Origin of the sequence: Candidatus Palauibacter sp. (assembly GCF_965216145.1) — a bacterium.
Taxonomy (GTDB): domain Bacteria; phylum Gemmatimonadota; class Gemmatimonadetes; order Palauibacterales; family Palauibacteraceae; genus Palauibacter.
In genome coordinates this window covers 1,445,589-1,470,507 of record NZ_OZ244149.1, presented here as the reverse complement: position 1 = coordinate 1,470,507, position 24,919 = coordinate 1,445,589, and the positions used below count along the sequence as shown (strand labels likewise).

The window sequence follows — 24,919 nt, the reverse complement described above, 5'->3', positions numbered from 1 at the left end:
GCCGAGGAAAACTACACTCACCCCAAAAGTAGAGAGCATTCGCCGCCGAGCTGACCGCCATAAAAGCAGGTATCAGCGTGTTCTACTCGTCAAAACAAGTCCTTTTTTTGGGGGGTTGCTAGGCGTCCCGGTGGACGGTGTCGGGGGAAAAGGCGGGGAGGCAGACGGCGACGTACTCGGCCCCTTCCGCGCCCGGGGTGCTGTAACGGACCCATTCGCCGGGGTGCGTAACGACCGCCTGGCCGGCCTCTACGTTGAGGACGCCGCCCTCGTGCTCGACGCGCAGGGCCCCCCGCAACACCACGGTGATCTCCTCGAACTCGGGGCGCTGACCCGGCTCGACCCAGCCGGACGGCGACACCATTCGCGCCACGCTGACGCGGTCGTGCGCCGTCCGGACGCGGCCGGCGTACTCCTCGATGCGCTTGGGCTTGTTCCCGACCGCCTCGACGACGGCCGGGGCTTCGATCAACGTGGGCATGTCCCGGACCGGGCCGGGCCTCCTCCCCGCTCTCCCTACATCCCTGCGCCCGCGAGGGACCGGACCGCGTCGGCCAGCATGCGGACCTTCGCGGCGTCGCCCGACCCGCCCGCGTCGCCGCCCACCGCGTCGGCCAGAGACCGCAGCGCACCGGCTCGTGCGGAGCCTGTCATCCCCTCGGCTCCGGCCAGTTCGTCCCGGATCGCGCCGATCCTGGCGTTGGAGAGACCCCCGTGCCGCTCCAGTTGGTCCAGGTAGGCCCCCGCCAGCGCGAACGTCGCGGGCCACTCGAAGATGGGCTGGCCCTGGGAGTTGAGATGCGTGAGCTGGACGGAGTTGGCCGCGTCGATCTCGTTCTGCGTCATCACCTCGCTCGGGGTCAACTCGAAGATGTCGAGGCCGCGCGCGATCTCGGAATTGACGATGACGCCGTTGTACCAGTAGACGGACCAGCTGCCGCCCATCGTCATCTGGCTGCCGTCCACCGGACCGCGGTCGAAGTAGGCGATCTCGACCGGGTTCGTCGGATCGGTCCAGTCGATGAGCGAGATCCCGCCCTGATACCAGCCCTGGATCATGATGTCGCGACCGGGAATCGGGATCAGCGATCCGTTGTGCGCCACGCAGTTCTCTTCGGGCGTCTGCGGGGCGGGCAGCTTGAAGTAGCTCTGGAAGTCCATCTCGGTGCCCTCGATGGTGAAGATCGCGTTGGCGCCCCACTCCATCGGGTCCGAGGCACGGCACTTCGGCGAGCCACCGCCACCCCATTCATCCGTGAACAGGATGGCGCTGCCATCGTTGTTGAAGGTGGCGGAGTGCCAGTAGGAGAAGTTGGAGTCGGCCACGGCGGCGAGCCGTCGCGGATTCTCCGGATCGCTGATGTCGATGAGCAGGCCGTACCCCTCGCACGCCCCGCCGGCGAGACCGATGGCCGGATAGACGGTGATGTCGTGGCACTGCGTCGGACCCGCGTTAGGATCGATGCCCCCCATCTGCTCGGCGATCATCTCGTTCACGAATTCGGTCAGCGCCGCGGTGTCCTGGGCCATCGGCGGACCTTCTCCTCCCCGCAGCGTCACCATTGAGTCCAGCATCATGGTGGCGAACTGCGGCGGAAGCGCCATCTGCTGACCCATGACCTCGACGAAGAAGGCGCCCTGCGCGCGGGCTTCCTCCATCTCCGCGCGTTCCTCGGCGGTCGGTCCGTGGCGGGGCGGCGCGACCAGATCCTCGAAGATACGGGGAGAACTGACGACTGCTGCACTCGCGGGATCCGCGAGCGGTACCCGGATGACCTCGATGCGGAAGAGCGCCGAGTTCGGGTCCTCGTCCGGCGGGGCTCCGGAGCAGCCGGCCAGTTCGTCGGCCGGCCGCACCGGGGCGGAACCCGACACGTAGATGTAGACGTTCTCGTCATCCCCGGGGTGCTCCAGCACCGTGTGTGTGTGGGAACCGCGGCACGTCTGGACGTTGGCGACGTACTCCGGGGCTGTGATGTCGGAGATGTCGAAGATGCGGATCCCCCGCAGCCGGTCGTGGCTCACCTCCTCCTGGATTCCCCCGTCACCGCAGTCCAGCCTTCCGCCGAAGCCTTCTCCGGATACGAACAGCAGGTGCTCGTACACGGAGACGTCGCTCTGGGAGGCGGGACACACATACGTGATCACGGACTCGGGATTGGCCGGATCGGAGATGTCCCAGATCTGGATGCCGTCGTAGTTGCCCTGAATCGCGTATGGGCCGGTGAAGGCGAGGTCGGAGTTCGTCTTTCCGACGAACGGCTCCGTCGGAGGGGTGGCCGACACGAGCCTGAGATTCCAGGCCGCTTCACCCGCATCGAAGAGGCCGGGCGCGAGGCCGACTCTCGGATCGGGCGTGGGCGGATTGACCTGAAGCCCCGCGGGCGCGGCAACCGGGCCGGCGGGAGCGGTGGCCATCCCGGTCGACGTCGACTGGTACGCACAGCCGGCAAACCCTCCTACCGCGATCGCGCCGGCTAGCAGCCTCGCGAGACGCGCGGAGAATCGAGTGTAATTGCGTTCCTTCGTTACAGCGGACATGTCGAGTCCTTCGATTGGAGTGAACTGCACGAATCAGCCGCCCGGCTCCGGCGCGGCAAGCGCCTCGAGCATCAATTCCATGCGGGCGATTTCCGTGGCCTGATCGACGTGGATGTCGGAGGCCAGCTTGAAGACGAAGTCATCCTGCGCGGCGCCGTCCGTGGCGAATAACTCCCGCACCATCGTGACGGCGCCGTTGTGGTGCTGGATCATGTATTCGAGGAAGAACCGGTCGAAGTCGGCGCCGCGGGCAGACTCGAGTTCCGCGAGCTGTTCCGGGGTGAGCATCCCGGGCATGTGCATGGGCTCCCGGGGCACCGGAAGTCCGCGGTCGGACAGCCAGCGGCTCATGATGGCGATCTCATCGGTCTGCGCGTTGATGATTCGGGCACACAGGGTCTGGATCGAGGGGCTGGCCCCGTTGGCCGGCGCGAAACCGGCCATGACCAGCGCCTGCGCATGATGCGGGATCATGTGCGTCATGAAGCGGATATCGGCCTCGTGCGCGCCTTGTAGGCCAGCTTCCGCGCGGGCTCGGTAGAGAGCTTCCAGTTCGGCGGCGCGCGCCGCGTCCGGTCTGACGGCGTCGTCGGATGGGCCGCGGCCCGTGCTCGCGCACGCCTGGGCGGACGCGAGCAGTCCGAGGATGAGGATGAGAAGCCTGGGCTGGGTCCTCATGCTTCGTGTGGTTTCTTCCGTTGCGGGGGTGTCGCGACTCCGTAATGTCGGATCAGCATACCGGGAGGACCGTACCGAATTCAATTGCGGACGGTTTCAGGGGGGGAGCGGCCCCTCGCCGGCGTCGGCGGGAGGCCGGGTGGAGCGCGGGTGCGGCCGTCGGCGCTACCGGTAGCGGTAGAGCCGGACTTCCTCCTCCTCCAGGGCGTCGCGCTGGAGCACGACGAAGCGGTTGGCAGCGACGGCCAGCACACTCGCGTCGGCGGGGAGATTCAGCCGTCCCCGCGGCTGTCCGTCGGGTCCGATGACGAGCCAGTCTCTCGTCTCCTCGGCCGGGCGCGTCGCGAGCCCGATCCAGACAAGCTCTTCCGGACCCAGTACCGCGGAGTGGAAGGCCGGGTGCGTCTCCCTGAAGGGGGCGTTCTCGACCATCTGCGCATACCAGTCAGGTGCGTCCGGACCGCGCCGGGCGAGTCGTGCCGCCCTCAATGTCTCGATCTCGTCCGCCGTGACTGGCCAGCCACCGGCCGAGCCGCCAATGCGACGCGTGAGCCCCCCCGCGGCGGTATGGATGGACAATTCGAAGAGGTCCGTATCGCCGAGTATGGCTCGATCCCGGAACCCGCCGGCGACGATGTCCCGCCCGAACCCCGGCTCTCTGCGGGTCACGCCTCCGCCGGGAATCTCCCCATAGCTCCATTCCGTCGCAGGGAGCATGGCGAGCGTGTCGGGTTCGGTCCCGGGATCCGCGAACGCGAGCAGCGGCGTGGTATCGCGCTTGGTTCCCTCGGGCATGAAGAATCGCTGCTCGCCCAGGATCGCCAGCATGCTCCCATCGGCGGCTATCGCGAGCGGCCTCAGATCGACGATGGCGCTCTGCGCGGAGAGGGGCCACGAGTCGAGGAACTCACCGCTCCCGGAGAACTCGGTGAGGCGCGCCAACCGCGCGTCATAGGCCACGAACCCCTCGGGAGTCCCAATCAGGGTGGTGATTTCGCTGAACTCGCCCGGGCCCTCGCCCTGCCCGCCGACCCTGGCTGCGAGCGAACCGTCGCCGGAGAAGAGCAGGACGTCGCTCGCGCCCGTATTCGCCAGCGCCACGCCGCCATCGCCGAGGAGGATCGCATCCCCGACGTAGAACAGCTCGATGCCGCGCTCCTTCGTGGAGAACACCAGGTCCACCGCCAGGTCGGCGGCGGAGAGTTCCTCCACGTTGCCGAGAGAGATGTTCATGACGCCCGCCGAGTCGGAGACCAGGACGGCACTCCGGCCCGCATCGTCCGGCCGGTCCGCCGCGGAGCGAGGATCGGCGCACGCGACGAGGGCGCACAGGAATCCGACGGAAAGAATGCCGCGGCAACCGTTCATCGTGACCGTCCCCGGTTGAGTCCCCTGCGATGGCGACCGGTGTCCGCAGACGGCGGTGCCACCCTGTAGAGGCGTGATCCCGGCCGTTGGTTGTCTCCGGCCGCCGCCAGTCGGACGCAGGCACGTTCAGTGCGCGCCGCAGGGCCGCGCTCCCGCCCACGACGGGCAGTTCGATGCGGGTGTCGCCCAGATCGACGCTCAGGGTCGTGCCGGGGTCGGGGTGGAGTGTGAACTCCCGGTCGCTGGATAAGATCATGAGGCCAATCCGGGCCCCGGCGGGGTTCGCGGACCGGCTGGAGGTCATGAATTCCGGTCGGCTGCAGCCGCCGCTCACGGTGGAGAAGCTGCGCGTGGCGTACCCGTCGCTACCCGGCAACCCACTGCTCGCGGAGTCCATGTACCTGCTCCGGTACATCGAGCGAATGGGAACCGGTACGGTGGACATGATCCGGCGCTGCGTGGACGCGGGATTGGCGGAGCCGGAGTTCGACGCCAACGGCGGCTTCGTGACGAGAATCGAGCGGGGCGGGGCAGGACCTGACGGCGCGCCGTTGTCGGGTAGTACCCAAGAAACTACCCAGGAACGAATTCTCGCTCTGCTGCGTGAGGACCCCGGGCTAACTCGCAGGGCCTTGGCGACCCGCATCGGAATCACCGCCGACGGTGTCAAGTACCACCTCGACAAGCTCAGAAATGCCGGTCGCATCCGCCATGTGGGCGCGACCAAGAAGGGACACTGGGAAATCCTGAATGATGGCTAACGCTTAGTAGGGGGCTTCTTCAACGGATCGGACCCACCAGTCCGATGCGTCCGAGGGCACGCGGGCAAGCCGTGCGGCCTTCGATGTCTCGATTTCGTCCGCTGACACCGGCCAGCCGCCGCCCGAGCCCTGGATCCGTCGTGTCAGATGTCCGGAGGCGGTGTAGATGGGCCGGCCTGGCGGGCGCTCAGGACGCAGGCACGCTCAGTGCGCGGCGAAGCGCCGCGCTCCCCCCTACGACGGGCAGTTCGATGCGGGTGTCGCCCAGGTCGACGGTCAGGGTTGTGCCGGGGTCGGGGTGGAGCGTGAACTCCCGGTCGCTGGAGAAGATCATGAGGCCGATGCGGGCCCCGGCGGGGATGACCTGATCGTCGGGCTGCAGATCGAACTCCAGTTCAACGAAGTCCCCCGGCGCGAGCGGCGTGCCGCTGCGAGGCGAGGCGATCTCCTCGGCGCCCGCGTTGGCCGGGTCGGCCCAACCTCGGGTGATGACGTTGTCGTTGAGGTCGTCGCTCTCGGTCCAGGGCAGGGACACGAGCCAGACGGACAGATTCGCCGCCGTCGCGTCCGCCGACACCCGCACGCGGACGGTGGCCACGCCCGAAACATGGACGTCCTCCTGCAGTTCGGAGGTCGCGTAGAGCAGGCGGTGGTTCGACCATTCGGCCGCGGCGAGCTGGCCGCCGGTGAACGAAAAGTTGTCGAAGATCGTTCCGCTTGCCGGGTCCGCGCCGCGGTCATCGGCTGGACCTTCGAGCGAGAGGACACCCGTCCAGCGCCCGTCGCCGGCCGGATGGAGCGCCACGGCCTCGGCTTCAGGGTGGGGATAGCTCGGATAGGACGTGGGCTGCTGGGGATCGTCCCCCTCTCGGACGATCCATGCCCCCGGGTCGTCTTCCACGCCGTTCTCGACGCCGGCCACGTAGCGGGTGAACCACCGGTTCACGACTTCCGGCGGCGGCGGGCCGCCGTGCCCCCCCTGGTGGTAGAAGATCTGCAGCGGCACGCCCCGCTCCCGCAGCGCCATGGAGATGCGGTAGCTGTGCTCGGGCATGACGTTCCAGTCGTTGAAGCCGTGACTCATCAGGGTGGCTGCGCGCACGCCGTCGATGTGGTTCAGGTAGTCCCGGCTCGCCCAGAAATCGCTGTAGTCTCCGGTCGTGCGGTCCAGGTTCGCGGTCATCTCGTCGCGCACGTTCGTCAGGCAGTAGTCGCGCACCTCCGGGAAGCCGCTGAAGATGAAGTCGAACAGGACATCGATGTCCTCGCCCGGATATCCGCCCGGCGACCTCACGAGCCCGTTGGAGCGGTAGTAGTGGTAGTAGGACGTGTTGGGGGCGATGGGAACGATCGCCTCGAGACCCTCCACGCCGGTGGTCGCGGCGGCCAAGGGGAGCGTGCCGTTGTAGGAGGTGCCCGTCATTCCGACCCGTCCGGTCGCCCAGTCGGCTCGCACCTCTTCGTCCCCGTCCACGCTCGTGAAGCCGCGCGCCCGTCCGTTGAGCCAGTCGATCACGGCCTTGGGCGCCAGCGACTCGTTCGCGCCGCCGACCGTCGGACACCCCTGCGACTGGCCCGTCCCGGGCGACTGTGAGTGAACCACGGCGAACCCCCTCGGCACCCAGGTCGCCACATGGGAACGGGAAATCCTCGGCTGGCTGGGGACGTGAGCAATCGTGGGCGGGAAGGGATCGCGCGCCGGAGGTTCGCCGCCCACCTCCTGGCGAATGTCCCAGAAGTGCGCCAGATCGACTCCGGCCACGCCCGAGTAGTAGGGGCTGGTCTCATAGATCACCGGCACCTGCAGCCCCTCGTCATCGGTCTGCGCCGGGCGCGTCACATCCACGTGCACGCGGTCCGGCCGACCGTCACCGTCGGAGTCGAACTCCGTCTCCACCCACAGGTCATGGTGGATCCAGGTGGACGAGTCGGCGAAGGCGGGGACGATCTGCGCCTGTCCGTCCTCGATGACGAGTCCCGTCTGACCGGCGGCTGCCACTGGAAGCGGGGAGAGCGCGAGTAGAGCCGCTGCGGGCGCGGCGAAGCGCGACGACGTCATGACCCTTGGGTTGCCGGCGGCTCGGGGAACGGAGATTGGTCCACGCCTCCTCTACACCGCCGCGCGCCGGGGCGTGACTTGCTCGGCGATCTCACGACCCGCCTCGATCTCCGCTCGGCGAAGCTCCCAGGTCTTCTGCAGATTCAACCAGAACTGCGGTGTCGTCCCGAAGTACCGGGCCCGCCGGAGTGCCGTGTCCGCGCTCACGCCCCGCTGGCCATTCAGGATCATCGTCACCCGGTTGACGGGCACGCCGAGCGCTCTCGACAGAGCGTTCGCTGACAGCCCGAGCTCGTCGAGTTCCTGGCGCAGGATTTCGCCGGGATGCACCGGTCTCATGCCGTTCTTCACCTTCATCTGATACGCCCTTGGTGATACTCGGCGATCGTACGGCCTGTTACGGATTCGGTATAGGGTTGTCGCCGTCTGACCGCAAGCCACGAACTCGGTCAGCGCCGCAGGGGGCGGCCGGCGAGTTCGCCGGTCACTTCCTCGTCGCGGATCGCGAAGCGGCCGTTCACGAGCACGTGGACGACCCCCTCGGAGAATTGGTGCGGATCGTCGTACGTGGCGTGGTCCGTGTACCGCTCCGGGTCGATTACCGCGATGTCGGCAACCAGCCCCTCGCGGATGTAGCCGCGGTCTTCCAGCCGCAGGAAGTCCGCGGCGAGTCCCGACATGCCGCGGATGGCGAAGGGAAGCCCGATCGCCCCGTCCCGGTTGACGAAATCATTGATCTTCTTGGGGAATGTGGCGTAGACCCTCGGGTGGACGATCTCCGCGCCCGGCGTCGGCGTCACGCCGTCCGTGCACGTCATCATCCACGGCATTGTGGCGAGGTAGCGCGTGTTCTCCACGTCGTAGAGATCCCGGTTCATCACCCACGGGTTCGACTCGGACATGATCTCGCGCACCGCCTCGGGGACGGTCAGTCCGCGGTCCGCCGCCACGTCGGCCAGCGTCTTGCCGTTGAACTCGGGCCTCGCGTCGGCGAACACGATCTTCCCGGGCCCGCCGCGGATCTCGAGCATCTCCATCGTCTGCACGTCGAGGAGCCGGGCCGTGTCCGGGTGCGCGAAGCGGCGCACCATCTGCTCCGGGCCGCCGGCCTGCGCCCAGCGCGGGATCGTGTAGGCGCGCAGGCTCGACATCGTGGACGTGTGGACGTGCTGCGCCGCCGCCACCTCGAGGCCTTCCGCCCGCGCCGAGTCGATGATCGCCGCGCCCTCCGCGGCCCGTCCGTAGAGGTGGGCGCCCTGCGCGTTGAAGTGGCTGAAGATGGTCCTGAGTCCGGACTCCGCCCCGATGTGGATCGCTTCCCGGATCGAGTTGTGGTAACCGACCCCCTGGTAGGAGGCGCCGAGATCGCGGTCGTGCGTGTCGTAGATGGGGGCGTGCTCGCCGCCGATCGGATATTCCGCCGCGACCCGGCCCAGTTCGATGACCTCGTCGGCCTCCGCGTAGTAGCCGGGGGTGTAGAACAACCCGGAGGAGAGCCCGAACGCGCCATCCTCCATCCCCTTCCGGACGACCGCCTTCATCTGATCGAGTTCGTCCGCGGTGGGGGCGCGGTCGTCCATGCCCATGACGGCCTCTCGGACGGAGCCGTGGCCAATGTAGGAGACGATGTTCTTGCCGACCCCGAGGTCCTCCAGCTCGGCGTACAGCGCGGCGAGGTCCGTCGTGCTGGCCCCATCGACGCCGATGACGCCGGTCGTGATCCCCTGAGTCAGGAACTCGACTGCGGGCAGCCCGTACGCCTCATTCACGTTGATGTGGCTGTGCATGTCGATGAAGCCGGGCGTGAGCAGGAGGCCGTCTAGCGCAATCGTGTCTCGTGGGGCGACCTCCGCGGCCGAGGCGTCGCCCACGAAGGTGATGCGCTCGCCTTCCACTGCCACGTCGGCCACGAAGGAGGCCTCGCCGGACCCGTCCAGGATCGTCGCCCCGGTGAACAGCACGCTGGTCGGCGTCATCTCCGCTTCCGCTTCCGGAGCGTCGCCCGGCCCGCAGGCCATGGTCACGCCGGCGAGCACAAGGCACGTCGTCACAAGCCGCGCGGGCGTCCAGCGGACACCCCACGCGGGGAGCGCGAGGATCCGCCGTCGCAGCGGGGTCGCGGCCGGCGTACTGTCAACGCGTTCGAAGTTCATCGGTTCTCCCTTTCGACCTTTCGACCGAGGCTGCCCCATGCCGGTACGTCCACACGGGCGGGCGCTGGATGCGCTCCGACCGACGACCCTGGAGACGGGAACGGCCCCCTTCGCCGAGGGATCGTGCACGATCACGATGGGGATGACGCGCGTGCTTTGCACGGCCTCGGTGGACGAGGGCGTCCCGCCGTGGCGCGAGGGGCGGGGCGGCTGGGTCACGGGAGAGTACGCCATGCTGCCCCGGGCCACGGCCGAGCGGACTCGACGCGAACGGCGCGGCCCCCGCGGCCGGACTCAGGAGATCCAGCGCCTCATCGGCCGATCGCTCCGGGCTGCGGTCGACCTCGCGGCGCTCGGCGAGCGGACGGTGACGGTGGACTGCGACGTCCTCGTCGCCGACGGCGGCACCCGCACGGCCTCCATCACGGGGGCGTGCGTAGCCCTGGAGATGGCGTTCCAGCGGCTGGTATCGGAGGGTACGCTGGAAGCCAGCCCGCTCCGGCAGTGGGTCGCCGCCACCAGCGCCGGGATGGTGGACGGCGAGGCGAGACTGGATCTGGAATATGTGGAGGACGCGGCGGCCGACGTTGATTTCAACTTCGTACACCTCGAGGACGGACGGTTGGTCGAGGTGCAGGGGACGGCGGAGGGGGCGCCCTTCACCCGCGAAGAACTCGACGAACTCCTTCACCTCGGGGCCGCAGGCGCCGAGGCACTGATTCGAATGCAGGAGGTGGCCATCGGTCATCTCCGATGACGGCCTCCCCCAAGTCCTCGGCGGTTCCGCTCGCCCCCGTGCCGGGCCACAGCCCTGGAAGCGCGACATGAGCCGCGAAGAACTGTTGAAGGTCGTGCGAGAACTATATGACGAGTTCTTCTGCGACTTGGGAATCAATCCCAAGACCGGTGAAGTCCCCGTGGGCCGCCTTGTGTGTGATCGGAGATTTGCGTGCTACCCCTACGTGGGGTCCCGATACGGGCAAGACGACGAGAAGCGGCTTCTCGTGGTGGGCCTGGACATCGGCGCCGACAAGAAGAAGGACGCCGCCCCGGACTGCCACGAGGGGTGCGGGACCGGGCGGGTGATTGAGTGTTTCGAATGCAGGCGATCGTCGATCGAAGACAGGAGGCTACGGCACCACAACCCGCACATCGCGGGAACGTACTTCACGGCCATGCGGTATCCGCATCCAATGAAGGAATGGGAGAACTGCAAGGGACTCGAGAAGCCTTGTCAGCAGATCCTCAAGGAGGAAGAGGAGGGGGACGGACTCCCCAACACCAACCCCCTGTCCCGTATTGCTTTGACGAACTCCTACAAGTGGGTCACGACCGATGGCAAGGACATGTCAACGACCCTGAATCGCACGAATTTCTGCCGGGAGCGCGAGGAACGGTTGCTCGCTGATGAAGTGCGCTGCCTCAAGCCGGATGTTGTCGTGTTCCAAGGTGCCGACTTCCAGAAACCGCAGTTCGAGTGGCTGCGAAGCTCGGTCCACGAGGCCGGGGCCGAGTGGCACATCCCTTATCACCCCTCTCGGCACCCAAGCGAATCCGCACCTTGGCACAGGTGGCCGTGTGAGGTGGTGCGCCCCTTAGAAAGCAGCCTCACGGCTACATAGGAGGGAGAACCGTGCCTTGCATCGTGGACTCTGAACACGACTCTCTCGACCGAAGCATGGCCGATCGAGCATTCTGGGCCGTTACGGACGACTGGGTAAGGCGCTCCCGGCGTGCCCTCCGTGATCAGCAGCATTTCGAAGCGCTCATTTATTCGTGGATCTCGTTCAACGCCTGGGTTGGGCGTGTCGTCGTAGATCGTGACAAGTGCAACCGAGACAGGTTTTTGGTAGCTTCTGCGGCCATGGATGAGTCGCTTGTGGCGAGGTTCTGTCGCCTTCTACGGACCAACGAGAGAACTGCGAAAGCCGCCCGCCGGTTCCGCTGTCTCTGGCCCGTGTTCAAGGCTCGTTCCCTCAGCGATCATGAACTCGATTCTTGGCGGGGCCTCGGGTACGAACCACGAACTGCGTTCCGGACCCAGTGCTTTGATCGAGGACTCCGAAAAAGCGACTGGGCGCCAAGCTGCTTCCGACATCATCAGCCCAAGGGTACGCGTCCGGACAACCCTGAACACGTCCCGTTGGATTGGGCGCACACCCTGCATGCCATCTACATGGTCCGTTGTAGTCTCTTCCACGGCGGGAAGTCGTTTCGCTACGGCGGAGATGCAGAGTTCGTAAAGCTCGCGGCCGTGCTCCTTCGCGCCGTATGGCTCGATGGTGAACGCCCGCGTGAACGGAATGCGCGGCCGTCACGCTGATCCCCTTGCGCCCGCCGCCTACCCGCCGGCGCCGGAGCACGGCGTCCACGATACGGATGCAACAGACCAACGATTCCCCTGAGCCGGTACCGGTCGTAAGCGCGTAGCTCTCGTCCCGCTTGGCGATTTACGATCACGTCGCCCTGGGACCGGTGGAGGCGGAGCGGAATTCCGAACGTGTCGGCCCGGCTCCTCAACCTGAAGATCCTCGCGCATTCAGCAACGAAGCGTGCCGTCGGAAGCGAGGTCGTCGATGTAACCGCGCTGCTCGGATGAGGCGGTCGAGGAGGGGGTATTCGCGGTCGAGGTAGAGGTTGCCCTCCGTCACGATGCGGCTCTGGTCGCCTCGCCGCAGGCCGCCGCCGGAGTTCTCACCGTAGCCCGAGTAGAGGGCATCCACCACGTCCATTCCGCTCACGACCTCGCCGAACGGGGCAAATCCCGTCGAGTCGAGGCGCACGTTGTCCACGAGGTTAATATACACCTGGGTCGCTCGGGTTCCGGGCTCGGTGAAGGCGAAGGCGATCCGGCCACGGGTGTTGGAGGCGACGACGGGGTCGTCGGGGATGTAGGCGTTCATCCACTCGGCGGTGAGCGCGGGGTCACCAGCGAGCCCCCACTGGACGATGAAACCCGGGACAACGCGGTGGAAGCGGGCGTCGTCGTAGTAGCCGGACTCGACGAGGGTGAGGAAGCGCTTGGCCCCCAGCGGCGCCCACTCACGGTGGACGGCGATCACGAACTCGCCCTGGCTCGTCTCGATGGCCACTTCCACCGGTCCGACGGCGGGCGTCGTCGGGGCGCCACCCACCTGCGGGACGGTCTCGACGCGCTCACATCCTGCGAGGATGAGAGTTGCCGTGAGCAGACTCGTAACGCGCGGATCGACCTTCACTTCAGGAACTGCTCGAAGAAGTCGAGCATGTCGAGGAGCATCTGGCGGCGGTTCGCCTTTCCGGACACGTAGTAGTTCTCGTTCGGGTAGGTCTTGTATTGGAACGGTTTGTAGTAGTTCTCCAGCGCCCGCGCGAAGATCTCGGACTGGTCGGAGCCCGGATAGCGGCCGACGCCGTGAACGAGGAGGATCGGCGTCGAGACGTCGGCGACGTGCGAGATCGAGGAACTGTGGCTCCACACGTCCTCGCTCGTCTCGAACGGCCCGAGCTCGTGGTCGAGCAGCTTGATGTGCCGGAGCTCGTTCTCGCCGTGGTAGAAGTGGACCCAGTCCGTGTATCCCGACCCCGGGATCGCCGCCCGGAAGGCGTCCGGCGCGAAGGCCACGGCGTACATGCTCATCACGCCGCCGTAGCTCGTCCCCGTGATCCCGATCCGCTCCGGGTCGACCTCGGGGAGCGCCCGCAGGTAGTCGGCGCCCGCGACCACATCCTCCAGGTCGCAGTGTCCCCAGCAGCCGTTGTTCGCGTCGGCGAAGTCCTTCCCGTAGCCCGAACTCCCGCGGATGTTGGGCAGGAGCACGACGTACCCCCGCTGGACGAAGAACTGCACGTGCTGCTGGAAGGTGTCGTGGAACTGCGAGGTCGGACCCCCGTGGATCCACATCACGCCGGGCAGACCGTCGCCGGCCGCGGCCCCCGGCGGCCGATAGACGTAGGCCGGGATCGAGTACCCGTCCGTGCTCTCGTAGCGGATCTTCTCCGGCATGACGAGCCGGCCGCCGAAGTTGCCGGCGGGCATGGAAGAGGTGAGTTGCCGGCTGCTCCCGTCCTCCAGCGAGACGACGTAGAGGTCGCGCGGCCGCGTCAGGTCCTCCTGCAGGTACGCGATCGCGCCTCCGTCGGGCGACCACGAGGGGCTCGACGCGACGCCGTCCTCCGGTGACACGAGCACCCTCGGCTCGCCGCCGTCCGCCGATACGACGCGCAGGTCGTGGTGCCCGTTGTGGTTCTCGGTGTAGGCGATCCAGCGTCCGTCCGGAGACCACACCGCGGCGCTCTGGTCGGCGTCGGCCGGGGCGATGGGGCGGGGCTCTCCGCCGTCTCCGTTTTCCCCTCGGGGGGCGAGCCAGTAGTTGATCCAGCCGCTCCGGTGCGAGCGGAAGAGGATCGAGCCCCCGTCGGGAGACACGCTCGGATAGCCGAACGTCGCGCCCGCCCCGTAGTCGAAGAAGTCGCGGTCCTCGATCACCGTGCGCGGGTTCCCGCCCGCGGCGTCGACCTCGATCACGTCGTGGTCCTCCCACGCATCGTCGAGGCGGACGTAAAGGATGTGGCGGGAGTCGGGCGTCCAGGACGGGAAGACCTCGTAGCGCTTGTCCTCCGTGAGGCGGTCCACCTGCCGGGTCGCGACGTCCACCTTCCAGATGTCGTAGTTCCCGTAGCGGTCGCCGGCGAAAACGATCGAGCGCTCGTCGGGAGACCAACTCATCGAGTTGATCCGCGCCCCGAGGTCGGTGAGTTGGACGTCGGCCCCGTCGCGGGTGGACCAGATCCAGATCTCGGGGGCGCCGCTCTTGTCGGACACGTAGGAGATCCACGTCCCGGAAGGCGACCAGCCCGGCATCTGGGAGGTGAGGAAGTGGCCCGAGCCGCCCATGTCCGCCGGCACCCGGGTAGGGAACCCGCCTTCGGGGGGCAGGGTCGCGAGCCCGCCCGTGAGCCCCGACTCGAACAGGATCGCCGAGCCATCGGGCGACCAGGAGGGCGCACCTCCGACGACGGACTCGATGGAAAGGAGTTGGTCGATCGAGAGGGCGCCGCCATCGCCGCCGTTCTGCCCGTGAAGCTCGCTCCCGCCGCCGGCCGCGGCGCTCAGAGCGAGGAGGAGGCCGGTGATCGCCGTCGTACCAAGGTCGCGAGCCATGGGTCTTCCTTTCGTCGCGTCAGTGCCCCTCGGAGGTCGCGGTGCGTCGCAGCGGGTCGCCCTGGAAGCGCCACACCGACTCGAAGTCCTTCGGCGGCGCCTCCCCCAGCAGGCGGGCGCGCACCATCTCGATCGGCATGCGGCCGCCCCGGAGGATCGCGTCGTGGAAGGCGCGGTTCGTCATCTCCCCCGACTGCACCAGTTGCTCGTGCAGGGCCCGGATCTGGAGGCCGCCGATCATGTAGGCGACCTGGTAGAGCGGCGAGTAGGAGCCGTTGAAGCTGCGTCGCACCTCCGCCTCGGCGTTGGCGCGTTCGTGCCCCACCCGCTCGACGAGGAAGTCGATCGCCTCCCGCGGGGTCATGCGCTCGAGGTGGAAGGAGAGGGAGAAGATGATCCGGGCCGTGCGGTGCATGCGCCAGAACAGCATCCCGATCCGGTCCTCGGGCGTCGACGGGAAGTCGAGATCCCAGAGGAGCATCTCCCAGTAGAGCGCCCAGCCCTCGCCCCAGAACGGCGTCGAGAACGCCCGCCGGTGCGAATTGAAGCGGGAGGTCATGAACCCCTGCAGGTGGTGCCCGGGAATCAGCTCGTGGTGCACGGTCGCGCGGGAGAAATGCTCGTTGTTCCCCCGCATGCTCATGAGCTTGTACTCGTGCTCCATCCCGTCCGTGGGGAAGGAGACCTGGATCACTTCCCCGCCGAGGAAGAACGGAGACACCTTCTGGCGCTCCGGCGACATCATCTCGATGCGCCAGATCTCGTCGGCGAGCGGGGGGACGGTGACGAGGTCGCGTTCGGTGACGAAGGCCAGCGCCTCGTCGGCGAGTTCCCGGATCATCTGCGGCTGGGCGCCGGGGTCGCGGTGCAGCGTCTTCACGTACTCGAGCGCCGCCCGCCAGTCGTCACCGTAGCCGAGTTCGCGCGAGGCTTCGATCATGCGCTCCTCGCACCAGGCGTATTCCCGCTCGGCGATCGCGATCAGTTCCTCGGGCGTGTACGGGATCATCTCGTGACGAAGGTCCGAGGCGAGCCCCTCGGCGCCGATCGGATCGCCCACGATCGGTTCGTCCTCGCCCTCGCGGTATCCGATGACCGTCTCGCGCAGGAAGGTCGCGTAGCCATCGAGCGCGGCCTTGGCACGGGCGTACGGGTCCTCGTTCCACCACGTGAAGACGGGGTCGTAGCCGGCGTAGTGCTCGTACCAGTCCTCGAGCAGGCGCGTGTGCCGGGCGAGCGTCGACACGGCCCGGAGCGCGACGATGCGGGAAACGTCCGCCTCGCTCTCCAGCCGCGCCTCGACGGTCTCGCGCGTGGCCGCGACTTCCGCCGGAAGGGCCGCGAGCCGGGCCGCCGACGCCTCGGATTCCACCGGCTCCCGCCGACGCCGACGTTCCTCGAGTTCGACGATCAGCGATGTGAAGGGGATGAACCCGTTCATCTCCGCGGCGAGGCGGGCCTCGCGCTCGATGAGATCCAGTTGATACGTGAGGTCATTGATGAGGAGGACGTAGTCGACGCGTCCTTCGAGGCTCAGTGTCTCGAAGTCGAGCGCGTCGATCCGTCGCCGCCAGTCGGAGAAGAAGTCGTGAAAGCGGCGGTTGCGCTCCGGGGAATAGGGGACACTCCACCGGCGCCCGAGGGCCGTGCGGTCGGTGCTGTAGCGTTCGACCACGGCGGCCAACTCGCTGGATTGGGCGCCGACAAGCTGTTCCAGTGCCTGGGCCGCGCCAAGGCTCGGGAAACCTAGCCCCAACACTGCAGTTATGAGCATCAACACCTCGCCGATACAGGCGGAGCCCCAACCTACGGGCCGTGTCTTGTTGCCTCTTTGCCGCGCCGCATCAGGATCATCATCCGTCCGAACAGCGACCCATTCCTGTCGGTGTGGCATGACCTCGCGTTGCACGCCTAGGCTCTTGGATCGTTAGGAAAGTGGATGACCAGATCGTGACCGAATCTGACCTGAGCAACTTCGCAGGCCTGCCGGATCCACATGACCTTCGTGGAATCACTGAGATTGCTGTCGATCCACCATCCTCCGGGAAGTTGGCGGCATCGCCGTCTCAAGATTCGGTCGTCAGGATGTACTGCGCGGCGGGTCTGAGCAACGCGTAGTTTCTTGCGCCCGCGATGCTGTTCACTGTATCGCCGACAGAAATTGACATCTTTTTCTGCGAGCCGCGTGAAGGCTTCAACGAGGACCTCTATTCCGCTTCGCAGATAACGCCGCCTCCCGTGGAACTCCACCCAATGCTGGGAGTCTCGCGGCGACGGCTCCAGGTCTTTCTCCGGCTTTGTGTCGTCCGGCTTTGTGTCGTCCGGCTTTGCATCTGGTTCCTGGGCCGCTCGTTCGCGAATCCAGCTAGCGACCGCATCGCGGGAAGGATCGATCGTCGTCTCCCGCTTCATTGCCTTTAGGAACATGTCCAGGAAACCGTCGGCAGGCCTCTGAATCAGTCTACGCCACACTGATCCGCACACACGGTGCAATCGCTCTCGCTCGTGATCCTTCTTGGCCGATCCTTCGCACTTTCCGCTAGTAACGGCACTGTGTGCAAGATATCTGGTGAGGCTATCGGCAAACGCGGTCGAACTGTCGGCAATCAAGTCGAGTTGGGCGAAACGTCGCTCCTCATAGGTTCTTCCCTGCCCCGCTGGCAGGAAGCAGCTCCACATCTGTCCGTCCGTGAGCACTGCAATCGCTACACCGTGGTCTACGCAATAGCGGAAGAGTTGCTTCTCACCTCTCGCATCCAGCCCTCCAACCTTCTTGACTTCAATCAGAACGATGGCCGTGCCTTCCGGATGGCATAGCGCGTAGTCGACCTTTTTGCCGTCTCCGACATCGAACTGGGGGACTACGATTCGGGGATTGTCGACGGGCCACCCGAGTACCCGCAGGAGACGCAGCACGATGCCCTGACTCACCGCTGCCTCGCTGGAGAACTGGCTCTTGGCGATGCGTCCTGCGATGTCCTCAATTGCTTTGATGAGCGATTCGGTCATGTTTTCCTGACTGGGTCAGTTGTATGCTCGAGGCAGCCGGAGCAGTCTCGAAACGGTCCTGTCATCACCGAAGGTACCGCGGGCTACGTCGCGCCACGCAAGAGTCGTGATCGGGCAAAGCGCGTGGATCACCGGAGGATCCTCCGAAGGACGTAGTGTCCCGAAACCACGTCCATGCGCAGTTCGGCGAACGTACTGGCTCCGCCACGATTCTCTCCGCGGATGAAGCGGTAACGGGTGGTCCCGTCCGCGAACCAGTCGCCGCCGAGCCACGACAGGGTCGCAGGATTGCCCGGGCCGGCGTCGATCGTCAGTTGCCCATCCTCGATCCCCACCTCGGCCACCATGCGCTGACCGCGCGCCGGGCCCTCGTATCGTCCCGCATAGGGAGCCGCGTCGCCGTCGAACGGGATGGGCATCACCTCCGCCCTCTGGCCGAGGATCACGTCTTCGACCTGCTGCGCGATGTCGCTCGATGCGACGCCCCCGGCGGTGTTGATCAGAACGGCGATCGACAGATCTTCGGCCGGGTAGTAGCGAAGGTCGGTGACGAAGCCGAATATCCCGCCCCCGTGCCGGATCCCCTTCGTTCCGTCGCGGTCCGTGATCGCCACCCCCTTCGCGTAGCGCAGTTCGGTGCCGTCGTGCAGCGGTTCGGGTGTGATCATCAGCCGGTAGCTCTCCGGGCTCAGGATCTCACCTCCCTCTCCATCACCATGGAGGGCCTGATTCCACGCCATCAGGTCCCGCACGGTCGAGCACAGCGAGCCCGCGGCGTAGGGCCAGAGGTGGTTGAGGTAGGGGGCCGGCAGGAGTCCGTCGTCTTCGCCGGGCTCGTATCCTTTCGCCCGATTCGGGACGAGCTCGTCCTTGTGGCAGTAGCGTGAGTTCCGCATGCCGGCGGGGGCGAAGAGCCGCTCCTCGACGAAGTCCTCGTAGCTCATCCCGCTCGCCGCCTCGATGATGAGTCCGGCGAGGAAGTAGGCCGAGTTGTTGTACGTCATCGCGGTCCCGGGCTCGAACTCGAACGGTTCCGCGGAGAAGAGCGTGACGAGCGTGTCCCGGGGGAGTTCCAGCGGGGCGATCTCGTTCCACAGGTGTTGCATCTCGGTGTAGCCCTTGATCCCCGAGGTGTGGTCGAGGAGCCGGCGAACGGTCACCGTCCGATCCCCGACCGGGTAGTCGGGCAGCCACTTCGTCAGAGGGTCGTCGAGGGAGAGGGTCCCTTCCTCCTGCAGGAGGAGGATGGCGGCCGCCGTGAACTGCTTCGTCACGGACCCGACTTCGTACACCGCGTCCGGCGGCGTGGGGACGCCGAGTTCGAGGTCGGCGTGGCCGAACTCCTCGATCAGCAGGGTGTCGGCGCCTCGCACGACGGCGATCGACATACCCGCGGCGTGTCCCTCCTCTACGGGGGTCATGGCGAGGGCGTGGATCTCGTCGACCTGGTCAGACGTAAGGGATCCTTCGGGCTGGGGACCGGGCTCGCCGCACCCTCCGACCGCGAGGGCGGCGGATACGACGGGGAGTCCTGCGCGGAGGGGGCGGAGGCGTCTCGGTCGTGGCATGAAATCTCCTGCATCTCGACGGGTTCAGACCTATCTTCGGACGGCAGGGTAGATGTGTCGATAGTCCGGAGGCCGTCGTTCATCCGGCGAACCGGAGAAAGGATTTCGATGGAATCGACAGCGGCTCCGGCTTCGATGTTCGCGGGGCGCGAGCGTGGGGCGGAGTCGGCGGACAGGATTCCGTGGTTTCTGACCGCGATCCTGTTCGCCTCGGTGAGCGTGATCGTGGGCATCACGTGGGACATCTCGTGGCACCGGACGATCGGCCGCGACACGTTTTGGACGCCCGCCCACCTGATGGTCTACGCGGGCGGGCTGGCGGCGGGACTCTCGTGCGGGTGGCTCGCGCTCAAGACGACCTTCGCCGGGACGGACGCGGAAGTCGGACGCTCGGTGCGGCTGTGGGGGTTTCGGGCGCCGCTGGGGGCCTGGGTGGCGATCTGGGGCGCCATCGCCATGCTCACCTCGGCGCCGCTCGACGACTGGTGGCACAACGCGTACGGCCTCGACGTCCAGATTCTGAGCCCGCCGCACGTGGTCCTGGCTCTGGGGATCTATGCGATCCAGATCGGCGCCATGCTCATGGCGCTCTCGTGGCAGAACCGGGCCTCGGAGGCGGGGCGGCGAAAGCTCGCGTGGGCATGCGTATTCAGCGCCGCGGCGGCGATCATGTCGCCCTCGGTGCTGCTGCTGGAGTACACGTTCCCCAACCAGATGCACGGGGCGACGTTCTATCTGATCACCGCGGGGGTGTTCCCCTTTCTCCTCTTCCTGGTGGGGCGCGCCGGACGGTTGCGCTGGCCGGCGACATGCGCGGCCCTCGTGTACACGGGGATTTCGCTGATGATGATGTGGGTGCTGCCGCTCTTCGCGGCGGAACCGCTGCTCGCGCCGATCCTTCGTCCGGTCACCGCCATGCAGCCGCCCGAGTTCCCGCTGCTCCTGTTCGCGCCGGCGATCGCGATCGACCTCCTGCTGCGGCGGTATTCCGCGCCGGGCGAGGCGCCGGCCCGGGCGTCGACGGACTGGTGGATCGCGGCGGTCGGCGCCGTCGCCTTCGTGGGCATCTTCGGCGTCGTCAACTGGTACTTCGGAGAGTTCATGCTCTCGGAGGGGGCGCGGAACTACGTCTTCCAGGGCGACACGTGGGGCTACACGAGCAGGCCGGGCGAATGGCAGTACGTGTTCTGGCACGGCGGTCCCTTCAGGGGCGGTCAGTTCTCGGCGGCGCGCTTCGTGGCCGGGGTCTGGTGGGCGCTTCCGATCGCTTTCATCTCGGCCCGCCTGGGTCTGTGGTGCGGCAACTGGATGTCGCGCGTGCGCCGGTGAGGCGGGGCCGGGGCGCCCGCCTCCTGCGCGGGGCGGGGCTTGTCACGGGGCTGTACGTCGCGACGGCGGGGCACGTCGGGAGCAACAACGTCTTCTTCTCCGGCGAGGCGGGCCCCTACCCCGTTTCCGTCGTCATCCGTCCGCCCGAGGTCATCCCGGGGCTGGCCGAGATCTCGATCCGCGTGCCGGGCGGCGGGATCGACCGGGTGACAGTACGGCCCGTGCGTTGGGACGCGGCCACGGAAGGCGGGGCGCCGCCCCCCGACGTCGCCGCCCCCGTAGCGGGCGACCCCGAACTGTACGCGGCCGAGTTGTGGCTCATGACGGTGGGCGCGTACCGGGTCGAGGTCGCGGTCGAGGGAAGCCGTGGGGACGGGGAGGTTTCGGTCCCGGTAACGTCCATCATGCTCGGCGTGCGCGACCTGCCGCCGGGGCTCGGGTGGATCCTGCTCGCACTCGCGATCCTGCTCGTCGCCGGCGTCGTCGCGCTCGCCGGCTCCGCGGCGCGGGAGAGCCAGCTCCCATCAGGGGAAGCGGCGGGTTCCCGCCAGCGCCGCCGCGCCCGGATCACCATGGCCGCCACCGGCGTGGGGGTCGTGGGCCTCCTTTACCTCGGGAACCTGTGGTGGGAGGCAGTGGACCGGGACGCCCGCAGCGGCATCTTCGCGCGCCTCGCCGTGGAAGGCGCGATGGTGCGCGTGGGGGGCGCCCCCGCCCTCGAGATCGCGATCACGGACCCCGCCTGGCGGGGCCGTGACTGGAGCCCGCTCGTGCCGGATCACGGCAAGCTGATGCACATGTTCGTGGTGGGGGCACCGGGGATGGACGCCTTCGCGCATGTGCATCCGGTCCCCGTGGATTCGGCCACGTTCCGCGTGCCGTGGCCGGACCTGCCGCCGGGCGAGTACCGGATCTACGGCGACATCGTCCACGAATCCGGCTTCGCGCAGACGGTGGTCGACACCGTCATGGTCGAGGCAGCGGCGCTCACGGCCCCCGAGGCGGCGGATGTCCCGCCGGGGGCGCCCGCAGGCCTGCTGCGGGACGCGGACGACTCGGCATGGACCGGGGTTGCCGTGGGGCTTTCCGGGCCGGGCTCCGAGGTGAGGCTCGACGATGGCTCGATCCTCGAATGGCAGGGCGATCAGGAGCTTCGGGTCGACGAGGAGACGGTGCTCGCGTTCAGGGTCTGGGACCCCGACGAGAAACCGGCGCGACTGGAGCCCTACATGGGGATGCGCAGCCACGCCGCGCTCACGCGGGACGATGGCGCGGTGTTCGTCCACCTGCATCCGGCGGGCACGATCTCGATGGGCTCGCTCGCGGTGCTCGCGCCGGACGCGGTGCCGATGGCGGGGGCGGGGATCGAGTCGCGTCTCGCGGCCGACCCTCGGGCCGCATCGAACTCGGATGCCGCCGGTGTGGTCGAGTTCCCGTTCGCGTTTCCGCAGCCGGGGGAATACACGATCTGGGTGCAGGTGAAGCGCGAGGGCCGCATCCTGACGGGAGCGTTCCAGGCCCGGGTCCTGGAATGAGCGAACGGATCGCCATGTGCTTCAGCGGCGGCAAGGACAGCGCCTTGGCCCTGCACGCCCTGCAGCGGTCCGGGGCCTACCGGGTGGAAACGCTGATCACGACCGTGACCGACGCCTACGACCGCGTGAGCATGCACGGCGTGCGCCGCGCGCTCGTGCGCGATCAGGCCGCGTCCATCGGTGTTCCGCTGGTCGAGGTGGTCGTCCCGCCGCAGTCCTCCAACGAAATCTACGAACGGGCCATGGCTGCGGCGTTCGATCGTCTGCACGACGACGGCATCCGGCGCGTCGCCTTCGGGGACATCTTCCTGGAGGATCTCCGCGAGTACCGGGAGCGGCAACTCGCGGCTTCGGGTCTGGAATGCCTGTTCCCGATCTGGCAGCAACCCACTGCGGCTCTCGCGCACTCCTTCATCCGGGACGGGTTCGAGGCAGTCGCCGTGTGCATCAACCCGGCGGCTCTGGACGCGTCGTTCGCGGGACGCGCCTTCGATGCCGCGTTCGTCGCGGATCTCCCGGAGGGGGTGGATCCATGCGGGGAGAACGGGGAGTTCCATACCTTCGTGTGGGCGGGTCCGATCCTTCCGCGGCCGGTCCCGGTGACGCGGGGCGAGGTGGTGGAGCGGGACGGGTTCGTCTTCTGCGACCTGCTCGCAGTCGAGGGCGTAACGTCGACGGCGCCGGGGGGTAGCAACTCCGCTGCGGGTCGAGACGATAGACTGAGAACTGAAGGTACAAGGGGTTAAAGCGGATGTTCAGAGTATTCGGCCTCATGCTGGGTTTGACGCTCGTCCTGGTCCTCGCGGGAGGGGCGCTGTTCGGGCAGCAGGGGGCAATCCTGTTCCTCGTTCTGTCGGCGGTCATGAACTTCGGGATGTACTGGTTCAGCGACCGCATGGTGCTGCGCATGTACCGGGCGAAGATCGTCGAACGGTCGCAGGCGCCGGAGCTCTACGACCGGGTGGACCGGCTGCGCAGGCGGGCGGGCTTGCCGGCGCCGGTCGTGGCGATCTCGCCGCAGCCGCAGCCCAACGCCTTCGCCACGGGCCGCGATCCGCAGCACGCGGTGGTCTGCTTCACGCAGGGGATCCTCCGCGCGCTGCCCGCCCGCGAACTGGACGGCGTGATCGCGCACGAACTGGCGCACATCAAGCATCGCCACATGCTCGTCGGCACCGTCGCGGCGACGATGGCGGGCGCCATCGCCATGATCGCCTCCATCGCCCGCTGGGGCCTGATCTTCGGCGGAGGACGCGACGACGGCGACAACCCGTTGGGTGTCCTCGTCATGGCCATCGTGGCGCCGCTGGCGGCCGTCATCATCCAGATGGCGATCAGCCGCCGGAACGAGTTTCAGGCCGACCGCACCGGAGGCGAGATCACCGGCGACCCCATGGGCCTGGCCAGCGCGCTCAAGCGCCTCGAGTCCAGCGCGCGCCGCATCCCGATGGAGGTGAATCCGGCGGCGGCCTCGCTCGCGATCGTGAACCCGTTCGCGGGACGACGTCGGGGTCTCAGGTCCCTGTTCACGACCCACCCGCCCACGGAGGAGCGGGTGGCCGCGCTACGAGCCCAGGCCAGCCGGCGGTAGCCGACCGGAGGGGCTGGGATCACCTCGTCGCCCACCCTCCCATCAGTCCGCTATCGGGATCGGTGCGATCGAAATGAAGCACGCCGCCGAAGCGAGATTCGTCGACGGCGAGCCGGTAGAAGGCGACGAGGCCCCAAGCCCTTCTCGGTAGAGTCGAGCGCACGTCCTCCAGCAGGGCCGCCTCCAGATGCCGTCGCAGGAAGGGGCGCAGCGACGTGTATCGGAATTCCACTTCCATGGCTTCGGAGCTGACGGCGTCGATCCAGAGGACGCCTCTCACATCGACGACACCCCGGTCGGGCTTCGGCTCGAACGCCAGTCCTACTCGGGTCCCTTCCTCGCCCTCGAGGGTGGTCAGGCAGTGCGTCGCCAGGAAGCCGGGAGACGCCAGCGCCTCTCCGTCCGGGGCGTAGAACGTGGCTCTCGAATCCCGGACCTCCGCCGCGTACCCGTACGCTTCAAGGTGCTGCGGTGACGCACGCTCCAGGGCCGTTGACACGTCGACGGTCAGAGAATCGTGGTCGTAGGTGCGCTCGCCGCGGCTAAGGGAGACGGTGGGTCTCACCATCCGGATCTCCAGATCACGGAGGTCCGCGGTGGACGACGATGAGGCAAGGCTCGGAAGGACCGACTCATAGAGTTCGAAGGCTCTCCTCAACTGCTCCGGCGCGGCCGGACAACTGCTCTGCTCCGAGACGAGCAGGTCGGGAAGGGGAATGGGCCGGACAGCGACGCGCAGGCTCAGCGTCCGTGAAGCGGTCGCCGCGATGTGGAGGGTGTCTGACGCCCAGGGCTGATAGCCGATTCGCGTGACCCGGACGCGATAGGCGCCCGGCGGCGGCATGGGGAGCCTGAACGCCCCTCGCTCATCCGAGATCGTTTCCGCCAGCAGGTCGTCGCCCGGACCGACGAGCGCGATGCGCGCGATCGACACCGGCTCTCCGCTTCCCTCGGCGAGCAGCACGCCCGACAACCCCGGGCGCATCTCCTGAGCCGCGAGGGGAAGGGAAAGCAGCCCGCAGGCGAGGCTCACAATCGGGACCACGTGGTCGAAGGCGATCCGGGTCGCCCGCTTCCGCACCAAGTCGTACACAGCGGCCTTCTCCTCCACGCGTTTGCACGCGTTTCGGTTATCGTTCCCGGGGTAGAGGTGCGGCCCCTGCGTCCGTTTGAACTGGCCGGCC

20 protein-coding genes are annotated in these 24,919 nt (G+C 67.5%); 7 read left to right on the top strand and 13 right to left on the bottom strand.

Features of this window, described 5'->3' with window-relative positions; genetic code table 11:
• Positions 1 to 118: 118 nt before the first annotated feature.
• The 4 genes from ACOOHF_RS06415 to ACOOHF_RS06400 form a co-directional block, all read right to left on the bottom strand.
• Positions 119 to 481, bottom strand: a complete 363-nt coding sequence (locus ACOOHF_RS06415) for a cupin domain-containing protein (protein ID WP_420463859.1) — start codon at positions 479 to 481, stop codon at positions 119 to 121.
• A gap of 35 nt (positions 482 to 516) precedes the next feature.
• Positions 517 to 2,541, bottom strand: a complete 2,025-nt coding sequence (locus tag ACOOHF_RS06410; RefSeq protein ID WP_420463858.1) for an LVIVD repeat-containing protein — start codon at positions 2,539 to 2,541, stop codon at positions 517 to 519.
• A gap of 33 nt (positions 2,542 to 2,574) precedes the next feature.
• Positions 2,575 to 3,219, bottom strand: coding sequence for a DUF305 domain-containing protein (locus ACOOHF_RS06405; protein WP_420463857.1), 645 nt, complete (start codon positions 3,217 to 3,219; stop codon positions 2,575 to 2,577).
• 165 nt (positions 3,220 to 3,384) lie between these two features.
• Complete coding sequence (locus tag ACOOHF_RS06400; protein WP_420463856.1) at positions 3,385 to 4,587, bottom strand: hypothetical protein; 1,203 nt, start codon at positions 4,585 to 4,587, stop codon at positions 3,385 to 3,387.
• A gap of 254 nt (positions 4,588 to 4,841) precedes the next feature.
• On the opposite strand from ACOOHF_RS06400, the gene ACOOHF_RS06395 reads away from it, so the two are divergent.
• Positions 4,842 to 5,348 carry an ATP-binding protein gene (locus tag ACOOHF_RS06395; protein ID WP_420463855.1) on the top strand — a complete coding sequence of 169 codons (507 nt, stop codon included), beginning with the start codon at positions 4,842 to 4,844 and terminating at the stop codon, positions 5,346 to 5,348.
• A gap of 187 nt (positions 5,349 to 5,535) precedes the next feature.
• Here the strand turns inward: ACOOHF_RS06395 and ACOOHF_RS06390 are convergent, their stop codons facing one another.
• The 3 genes from ACOOHF_RS06390 to ACOOHF_RS06380 all read right to left on the bottom strand — a co-directional run bounded on the left by ACOOHF_RS06390 (position 5,536) and on the right by ACOOHF_RS06380 (position 9,560).
• The gene (locus ACOOHF_RS06390; protein WP_420463854.1) at positions 5,536 to 7,407 is read right to left on the bottom strand and encodes a Xaa-Pro dipeptidyl-peptidase; all 1,872 of its coding nucleotides are present in this window, start codon (positions 7,405 to 7,407) and stop codon (positions 5,536 to 5,538) included.
• A 51-nt stretch (positions 7,408 to 7,458) separates the two neighbouring features.
• Positions 7,459 to 7,764 carry a HigA family addiction module antitoxin gene (locus ACOOHF_RS06385; RefSeq protein ID WP_420463853.1) on the bottom strand — a complete coding sequence of 102 codons (306 nt, stop codon included), beginning with the start codon at positions 7,762 to 7,764 and terminating at the stop codon, positions 7,459 to 7,461.
• A gap of 92 nt (positions 7,765 to 7,856) precedes the next feature.
• Positions 7,857 to 9,560 carry an N-acyl-D-amino-acid deacylase family protein gene (locus tag ACOOHF_RS06380; RefSeq protein ID WP_420463852.1) on the bottom strand — a complete coding sequence of 568 codons (1,704 nt, stop codon included), beginning with the start codon at positions 9,558 to 9,560 and terminating at the stop codon, positions 7,857 to 7,859.
• 37 nt (positions 9,561 to 9,597) lie between these two features.
• Here ACOOHF_RS06380 and rph point away from each other — a divergent pair, with 37 nt between their 5' ends.
• Positions 9,598 to 10,317: a ribonuclease PH gene (rph, locus tag ACOOHF_RS06375; protein ID WP_420463851.1), complete on the top strand. Its 720-nt coding sequence runs from the start codon at positions 9,598 to 9,600 to the stop codon at positions 10,315 to 10,317.
• Positions 10,318 to 10,384: 67 nt separating this feature from the next.
• Entirely contained in the window at positions 10,385 to 11,182 is a 798-nt protein-coding gene (locus tag ACOOHF_RS06370) for a hypothetical protein (protein WP_420463850.1), read from the top strand.
• A gap of 894 nt (positions 11,183 to 12,076) precedes the next feature.
• Here the strand turns inward: ACOOHF_RS06370 and ACOOHF_RS06365 are convergent.
• The 5 genes from ACOOHF_RS06365 to ACOOHF_RS06345 all read right to left on the bottom strand — a co-directional run bounded on the left by ACOOHF_RS06365 (position 12,077) and on the right by ACOOHF_RS06345 (position 19,280).
• The gene (locus tag ACOOHF_RS06365) at positions 12,077 to 12,778 is read right to left on the bottom strand and encodes a peptidylprolyl isomerase (RefSeq protein ID WP_420463849.1); all 702 of its coding nucleotides are present in this window, start codon (positions 12,776 to 12,778) and stop codon (positions 12,077 to 12,079) included.
• Positions 12,775 to 14,703: a prolyl oligopeptidase family serine peptidase gene (locus tag ACOOHF_RS06360; RefSeq protein WP_420463848.1), complete on the bottom strand. Its 1,929-nt coding sequence runs from the start codon at positions 14,701 to 14,703 to the stop codon at positions 12,775 to 12,777. The genes ACOOHF_RS06365 and ACOOHF_RS06360 overlap by 4 nt, the downstream gene beginning before the upstream one ends.
• A gap of 19 nt (positions 14,704 to 14,722) precedes the next feature.
• Entirely contained in the window at positions 14,723 to 16,378 is a 1,656-nt protein-coding gene (locus ACOOHF_RS06355; protein WP_420463847.1) for a DUF885 domain-containing protein, read from the bottom strand.
• A gap of 236 nt (positions 16,379 to 16,614) precedes the next feature.
• A complete protein-coding gene (locus tag ACOOHF_RS06350; RefSeq protein ID WP_420463846.1) occupies positions 16,615 to 17,712 on the bottom strand; it encodes a hypothetical protein in 1,098 nt (365 codons plus the stop codon).
• 128 nt (positions 17,713 to 17,840) lie between these two features.
• On the bottom strand, positions 17,841 to 19,280 hold the full coding sequence (locus tag ACOOHF_RS06345; protein WP_420463845.1) for a serine hydrolase domain-containing protein: 1,440 nt from the start codon (positions 19,278 to 19,280) through the stop codon (positions 17,841 to 17,843).
• A gap of 108 nt (positions 19,281 to 19,388) precedes the next feature.
• On the opposite strand from ACOOHF_RS06345, the gene ACOOHF_RS06340 reads away from it, so the two are divergent.
• Genes ACOOHF_RS06340 through ACOOHF_RS06325 form a run of 4 tightly spaced genes read left to right on the top strand, consistent with a single transcriptional unit; the run spans position 19,389 to position 23,735 of the window.
• Entirely contained in the window at positions 19,389 to 20,609 is a 1,221-nt protein-coding gene (locus ACOOHF_RS06340) for a hypothetical protein (RefSeq protein ID WP_420463844.1), read from the top strand.
• Entirely contained in the window at positions 20,606 to 22,144 is a 1,539-nt protein-coding gene (locus tag ACOOHF_RS06335; RefSeq protein ID WP_420463843.1) for a hypothetical protein, read from the top strand. Before ACOOHF_RS06340 ends, ACOOHF_RS06335 begins: the two co-directional genes overlap by 4 nt.
• Positions 22,141 to 22,890, top strand: coding sequence for an ATP-binding protein (locus ACOOHF_RS06330; protein WP_420463842.1), 750 nt, complete (start codon positions 22,141 to 22,143; stop codon positions 22,888 to 22,890). The genes ACOOHF_RS06335 and ACOOHF_RS06330 overlap by 4 nt, the downstream gene beginning before the upstream one ends.
• Before the next feature lie 5 nt (positions 22,891 to 22,895).
• Positions 22,896 to 23,735 carry a zinc metalloprotease HtpX gene (locus tag ACOOHF_RS06325; RefSeq protein ID WP_420463841.1) on the top strand — a complete coding sequence of 280 codons (840 nt, stop codon included), beginning with the start codon at positions 22,896 to 22,898 and terminating at the stop codon, positions 23,733 to 23,735.
• A 19-nt stretch (positions 23,736 to 23,754) separates the two neighbouring features.
• Here ACOOHF_RS06325 and ACOOHF_RS06320 read toward each other — a convergent pair whose 3' ends face one another.
• Positions 23,755 to 24,828: a carboxypeptidase-like regulatory domain-containing protein gene (locus ACOOHF_RS06320; protein WP_420463840.1), complete on the bottom strand. Its 1,074-nt coding sequence runs from the start codon at positions 24,826 to 24,828 to the stop codon at positions 23,755 to 23,757.
• Positions 24,829 to 24,919 lie beyond the last annotated feature (91 nt).

What these genes read in the sequence shown, in the direction of transcription:
- rph (WP_420463851.1), top strand. Translation starts at nt 9,598, where the DNA reads ATGCCGGTACGTCCACACGGGCGGGCGCTGGATGCGCTCCGACCGACG.
- ACOOHF_RS06410 (WP_420463858.1), bottom strand. Translation starts at nt 2,541, where the DNA reads ATGTCCGCTGTAACGAAGGAACGCAATTACACTCGATTCTCCGCGCGT.
- ACOOHF_RS06415 (WP_420463859.1), bottom strand. Translation starts at nt 481, where the DNA reads ATGCCCACGTTGATCGAAGCCCCGGCCGTCGTCGAGGCGGTCGGGAAC.
- ACOOHF_RS06380 (WP_420463852.1), bottom strand. Translation starts at nt 9,560, where the DNA reads ATGAACTTCGAACGCGTTGACAGTACGCCGGCCGCGACCCCGCTGCGA.
- ACOOHF_RS06340 (WP_420463844.1), top strand. Translation starts at nt 19,389, where the DNA reads ATGGAATCGACAGCGGCTCCGGCTTCGATGTTCGCGGGGCGCGAGCGT.
- ACOOHF_RS06385 (WP_420463853.1), bottom strand. Translation starts at nt 7,764, where the DNA reads ATGAAGGTGAAGAACGGCATGAGACCGGTGCATCCCGGCGAAATCCTG.
- ACOOHF_RS06350 (WP_420463846.1), bottom strand. Translation starts at nt 17,712, where the DNA reads ATGACCGAATCGCTCATCAAAGCAATTGAGGACATCGCAGGACGCATC.
- ACOOHF_RS06345 (WP_420463845.1), bottom strand. Translation starts at nt 19,280, where the DNA reads ATGCCACGACCGAGACGCCTCCGCCCCCTCCGCGCAGGACTCCCCGTC.
- ACOOHF_RS06400 (WP_420463856.1), bottom strand. Translation starts at nt 4,587, where the DNA reads ATGAACGGTTGCCGCGGCATTCTTTCCGTCGGATTCCTGTGCGCCCTC.
- ACOOHF_RS06360 (WP_420463848.1), bottom strand. Translation starts at nt 14,703, where the DNA reads ATGGCTCGCGACCTTGGTACGACGGCGATCACCGGCCTCCTCCTCGCT.
- ACOOHF_RS06395 (WP_420463855.1), top strand. Translation starts at nt 4,842, where the DNA reads ATGAGGCCAATCCGGGCCCCGGCGGGGTTCGCGGACCGGCTGGAGGTC.
- ACOOHF_RS06370 (WP_420463850.1), top strand. Translation starts at nt 10,385, where the DNA reads ATGAGCCGCGAAGAACTGTTGAAGGTCGTGCGAGAACTATATGACGAG.
- ACOOHF_RS06390 (WP_420463854.1), bottom strand. Translation starts at nt 7,407, where the DNA reads ATGACGTCGTCGCGCTTCGCCGCGCCCGCAGCGGCTCTACTCGCGCTC.
- ACOOHF_RS06330 (WP_420463842.1), top strand. Translation starts at nt 22,141, where the DNA reads ATGAGCGAACGGATCGCCATGTGCTTCAGCGGCGGCAAGGACAGCGCC.
- ACOOHF_RS06405 (WP_420463857.1), bottom strand. Translation starts at nt 3,219, where the DNA reads ATGAGGACCCAGCCCAGGCTTCTCATCCTCATCCTCGGACTGCTCGCG.
- ACOOHF_RS06325 (WP_420463841.1), top strand. Translation starts at nt 22,896, where the DNA reads ATGTTCAGAGTATTCGGCCTCATGCTGGGTTTGACGCTCGTCCTGGTC.